Source organism: Sandarakinorhabdus sp., assembly GCF_032115815.1.
GTDB lineage: Bacteria > Pseudomonadota > Alphaproteobacteria > Sphingomonadales > Sphingomonadaceae > Sandarakinorhabdus.
The window spans coordinates 22,838-28,837 of record NZ_JAUMBI010000201.1 but is presented as its reverse complement, the minus strand read 5'-3'; the positions used below and the strand labels follow the sequence as shown (position 1 = coordinate 28,837).

Below are 6,000 nucleotides of genomic sequence, written 5' to 3'. Positions count from 1 at the left end.
GCCTGCTAATCAACGGCGGTCTGCCCAACGGTCTGACCGGCTCGATCCAGCACAATGGTGCGGCGCAGCAGGTGAACCTGGTGGTCGCCGGACCTGACAGCATAGTCATGAACTGGGACGGCACCGATTTCACCGCGGCTGTGCCCGGTGGCCAGGGTGGCAATGGCGTGTGGAACGCCACCAACACCAATTGGACCGGCGAAGCCCCCGGCGAAATCAACGCCACCTGGCAGAACAACGCTGTCGGCATCTTCGGCGGCACCGGTGGTTCGGTCGATGTGGCCAGCAACTTCAACTTCGCCGGCCTCGGCTTCCAGGCTGATGGCTATGTGCTGAACGATGCGGGCGGCAGCCTAAACACCAACAGCACGCTGGGCAGCTTCATCTCGGTCGATGGCGGCCTCACCGCCACCATCAACGCCACCATCGGCGGCACCGGCCAGCTGTTCAAGCAAGGCGCTGGCACGCTGGTGCTGGGCGGCAACAACACGCTCACCGGGGACGTCAACCTGGCCAACGGCACCCTCGCCGTCACCAGCAATGGCGCGCTGGGCCTGGGCTCGCTGATCGCCACCGGTGGTACCACCCTCGCCAGCGGCACCGCGCCGTCGCAGGGCACCATTACTTTGGCGAGCAACGTGGTGCTGAACGGCCTGCTCAACGTCGATCTGAAGGGCACCACGGGCAACATCGCGCCCGACGGCACGCTTACGGCCGATGGCAACAATCTGGTGCTGAACGGCACCGTGTCGGGTGCAGGCGGCCTGTCGGTCGGCGGCTTCGGTGCGCTGGTGCTGAACGGCGCCAACACCTACACCGGCGGTACGCTTGCCACCTTCGCTGCCATCTATGTGGGCACCGATTCGGCCCTGGGCACTGGCGCGCTCACCCTGAACAACGGCGTGCTGGGCAACGCCAGCGGCGCAACCCGCACACTTGCCAACAACATCGTGCTGGCGGGCGATGGCACCGTGCTCGGCCCGAACGATCTGGTGTTGAACGGTACCATCTCGGGCGCCGGCTCGCTGACCAAGCAGACCACCAGCACACTGACCCTGAATGGCATCAACAGCTATGCTGACGGCACCGATCTGTTCGGTGGCACCATCGTTGTTGGCACCAACAGCGCGCTGGGCGCCGGTCAGCTCCGGGTGGAAGATGCGGGCCAGACCACCACGCTGCGCGCGGGCATCGATGGCCTCAACGTCGGCAACGCCGTTGTGCTGGGCACCAATGCCAACCTGATCGTCGACAGCCAGGCATTCAACTTCACCCTTTCGGGTGCCGTTGGCGGCGTGGGTGCACTCACCAAGGTGGGCAGCGGCAACCTGAACCTGACCAATGCCAACGGTTATTCCGGCGGCACCCTGCTGAACGCCGGCTCGATCAGCGTGTTCACCAACACCTCGCTGGGTGGCGGCTCCCTGATCATGCAGGATGGCACCAGCCTGATCGCTGGTGCGAATGCGCTCAGCCTTGCCAATGCGGCGGTGCTGAACGGCAACAGCACTGTCAATACCAACGGCTTCGTGCTCACCATGTCCGGCATCCTCAGCGGTTCCGGCACGCTGGTCAAGGCCGGCACGGGCCCGCTGATCCTGTCGGGCACCAACAGCTATAGCGGCGGCACCAGCCTCAACACCGGTGCCATCGTGATTGCCAACAACAGCGCCCTGGGCACCGGCACGGTGACGATGGCTGATAGCACCGCCCTGGTCTCGGCCCTGGCGAACACGGTGATCGGCAACAACATCGTGACGCTGGGCAACGGCACGCTCAACACGCTGACAAACAACTTCACCATCAATGGCATCATCTCGGGCGCCGGTTCGATCACCAAGGTCGGCACTGGCAACCTGTTCCTGAACGGTGCCAACAGCTACGCCGGTGGCACCGCGCTGAACGCCGGCACCATCACCGTGGGCAACAATGCGGCACTGGGCACCGGCACGCTCACCATGGCGGATGTCACCTTCCTGGTCGCCGGCGTCGATGGCCTGAATGTCGGCAATGCCGTCGTCACGCTGGGCAACGGCACCATCGATACCGGTGCCAACGTCTTCACCCTGTCGGGCATCCTGTCGGGCGCCGGCAGCTTCACCAAGATCGGCAGCGGCAACCTAATCCTGACCAACGCCAACACCTATGCTGGCGGCACCGCGTTGAATGTCGGCACCGTCACGGTGGCCAACAACAGCGCGCTGGGCACCGGCACGCTCACCATGGCCGGCGGCACCACGCTGGCAGCGGGCGCCAACGGCCTTGCGCTGGCCAACGCCATCACCACGCTGGGTGTTGGCACGATCGACACCGCCGGCAACATGTTGACGCTGAACGGCGTCATCGACGGCGCCGGTTCGCTGAACAAGGTGAACACGGGCAACCTCGTGCTGAACGGCGCCAACCTCTACGCGGGCGGCACCACCATCAACGGCGGCACCGTCACTGTGGGCACCAACACCGCGCTCGGCACCGGTGGTGTCGTGATGGCCGATGGCACCATGCTGCGCGCTGGTGTGGATGGGCTGGCTCTGGCCAACCTTATCACCATCAACGGCACCAGCACGATGAACACCCAGGGCTTCACCTTCACGCTGAACGGCGTGATCGACGGCGCGGGTGCGCTGGCCAAGATCGGCACCGGTACGCTGGTGCTGAATGGCGCCAACACCTACGCGGGCGGCACCGCGCTGAATGCCGGCACCATCCGCGTTGGCAACAACAGCGCGCTGGGTATCGGCACGCTCACCATGGCGGACGGCACTACGCTGGCTTCGGGCGCTGCGGATCTGGTGCTGGCCAATGCCATCACCACGCTGGGTGTTGGCAACATCGATACCGCCGGCAACACGCTGACGCTCAATGGTGTCATTGATGGCGCCGGTTCGCTCACAAAGGTGAACACGGGCAACCTCGTGCTGAACGGTGCCAACACCTACCCGGGTGGCACCAGCATCAACGGCGGCACCGTCACCGTGGGCACCAACGCGGCGCTGGGCACCGGTGGTGTCGTGATGGCCGATGGCACCATGCTGCGCGCGGGTGTGGATGGGCTGGCTCTGGCCAACCTGATCACCATCAATGGCACCAGCACGATGAACACCCAGGGCTTCACCTTCACGCTGAATGGCGTGATCGACGGTGCGGGCACGCTGGCCAAGATCGGCACCGGTACGCTGGTGCTGAATGGCGCCAACACCTATGCGGGTGGCACCGCGCTCAATGCCGGCACCATCCGTGTTGGCAACAACAGCGCGCTGGGCACCGGCAACCTCGCCATGGCCGCCGGCACCTTCCTGCAAGCGGGTGCGGCCGGCGTGACGCTGGCCAACAGCATCGGCATGGCTGGCGGTGCCACGGTTGACGTGGCCGGGCAGACGCTCACCCTGGGCGGCGTGATCTCGGGCACCGGCCCGTTGTCGGTGATCGACAGCGCCGCCAACCCGGCGTCCGATCTCACCCTCACTGGCGTCAACACCTACACGGGCGGCACGGTTGTCACCGGCACGCAGGTGCGGGTCAGCCAGGATGCCAACCTGGGCAACGCCGCGGGCGGCATCACGCTCAACGGCGGCACGCTGTGGACCACGGCCAGCTTCAGCTCGGCCCGGGCGGTCACGCTCGGCACCGGCGGCGGCACGGCACGTGTGGCTCCGGGCACCGCGCTCACCCTCACTGGTGTGGTCAGCGGCACGTCGCTCACCAAGATCGGTGGTGGCGAGCTGGTTCTGAACAGCGCCAACACCTACGCCGGCGGCACTACCCTGACGATGGGCCGCATCACGGTTGGCAACAACGCCGCTCTGGGCACCGGTGCGCTGGCCATGGCCGATGGCACCACGCTGGGCGCTGGCGCCAACAACGTGGTTCTGGCCAATGCAATCAGCACCGCGGGCGTTGGCACGGTTGATACCGGCACCAACACGCTCACCCTCGCCGGTGTCGTGTCGGGTCCGGGTTCGATCGCCAAGGTCGGTACCGGCAATCTGGTGCTGAACGGCGCCAACACCTACGCCGGTGGCACCGCGCTCAACGCTGGCACCATCACCGTGGGCAACAACGCGGGCCTTGGCACCGGTGTGCTGACCATGGCCGATGCAACGACCCTCAGCGCTGGTGTGACCGGCCTCACCGTGGCGAACAACATCGTCACGCTGGGCGCGGCCACCATCAACAGCGGCGCGTCGCCGTCTGCCTTCACGCTTTCGGGTGTGATCAGCGGCGCGGGCAGCGTCAGCAAGACCGGCACCGGCATCCTGACCCTGTCGGGTGCCAGCACTTACACCGCCACCACCACCGTGGCTGCCGGGGCCCTGAACGTGACCGGCAGCCTGGTCTCGGCGGTCACCGTCAACTCCGGTGCGGCGCTGAACGGCACCGGCACCGTTGGCGCGCTGAACGTGCTGGCGGGCGGCTCGGTGAACCCGGGCGCTTCGGGCACCACCAACACAGCCACCCTCACCGTCACTGGTGCGGCGACGCTGGCTGGCACGTACAATGTCAATGTCATCGGTTCGACCAACGATCGCATCACGGCGGGCGGCGCGCTCACCCTGGGCGGCACGCTGGCCGTTGCGGCGACAACAACGCCGGCCTTCCCGACCTTCAACGCGCTCTACACTGTGGCTAGCGGTGCAACCCGTACGGGCACCTTCGCCACCACCACGGGCCTTGAAACGTTCGGCATCGCCTTCAACCCGGTGGTGGAATACACCACCACGCAGGCGAACATCCGTCTGGCACCGCAGAGCCTGGTGACGCTGGGCAACCGCTTCGGCGGCATCAGCGGCAACGCGCTGGAAGTGGCGCAGGCCTTCGATCGTGCGGTTGCCGGCGGTTACAACCCGCAGGCCTTCTTCGCGGTCTATGCCAACGCCGGTTCCAACCTGCCGCGCACCCTGCGCGAAATGTCGGGTGAACAGCGTGCCACCGAACGGCGCGTGGTGCTGGACAGCAACCGCGTCACCCGCGAAACCGCGTTTGATCGCCTGAACCTCGGCATGGCCTCCATGGCTGGCCAGCAGGTCAGCACCAGCGATGGGGACAGCTCGCTCACCTTCTGGCTGCGCGGTGCGGGTACGTGGGGCAAGGCGCAGACCAGCGGTGCAGCCACCAGCTTCCAGACCGAACAGCTGGGCCTGCTTACAGGTATTGATTGGTCGCGCGACACGCTGACCGTGGGCGGCATGTTCCACTACACGACGACGAATGTCGAATTCGGCGTCTTGGGCGGCAGCAGCCGGGTGGAAAGCGTTGGCGGCGCCGTCTATGCGGGCTGGCGTCAGCAGGACTCCGGCTTTGTGATCAACGCCGGTGTCAGCTTGGCCGGCGCCCGCACCAACGGCAGCCGTGCCATCACCCTGGCTGGCTTCACCCAGTCGCTGGCAGGCAGTACCACCGGCACCACCTATCAGGTGTTTGGTGAACTGGCCTTTGATCTGGCCAAGGGCACAAACACGCGGATCGAACCGTTCGTGCGCAATGCCTATATCGGGGCCGATATTAAGGCGCTCACCGAAACCGGCGGTATCGCCGCCCTCACTGCGCCGCGCGCATCGTACAACATCAATGTGACCAACGCCGGTATGCGCTTTGGCACGGCCCTGAACGGCAAGATTGATGTGAACGCCAGCGCGGCCTGGCAGCGCACGTCGGGTGCCCGCGAAGCGGCGACGCAGATCGGTATCCCCGCGGTCGGCCAACTGGCCAACATCCGCTCGGTCAGCATCGACAAGGATGCCCTGCTGCTGCAGGCCGGGCTTGGTGCCAACTTGTCTGACAAGATCCGGATCGGCGTCGATTACTCGGGGCTGATCGGCGCACGCAACGACGATCACGGCGGTCGCGCCACCCTAAACTTCGCATTCTGATCGCAAAGATCATAAGGCCTAACAATCGAACGGCGGTCCCTTCGGGGGCCGCCGTTTCGCTTTGGGCCTGGAACACCCTGCTTCGACCTGCCACACAGGGCAGGGGCCGCCTGGCGCGCATTGTGCCATT

1 protein-coding gene is annotated in these 6,000 nt (G+C 66.0%); it reads left to right on the top strand.

Annotation, left to right across the window (positions count from 1 at the left end; translation table 11 throughout):
• Positions 1-107 precede the first annotated feature (107 nt).
• Positions 108-5,870, top strand: a complete 5,763-nt coding sequence (locus RT662_RS11870; RefSeq protein WP_313670916.1) for an autotransporter-associated beta strand repeat-containing protein — start codon at positions 108-110, stop codon at positions 5,868-5,870.
• Positions 5,871-6,000: the final 130 nt, after the last annotated feature.

What these genes read in the sequence shown, in the direction of transcription:
- RT662_RS11870 (WP_313670916.1), top strand. Translation starts at nt 108, where the DNA reads ATGAACTGGGACGGCACCGATTTCACCGCGGCTGTGCCCGGTGGCCAG.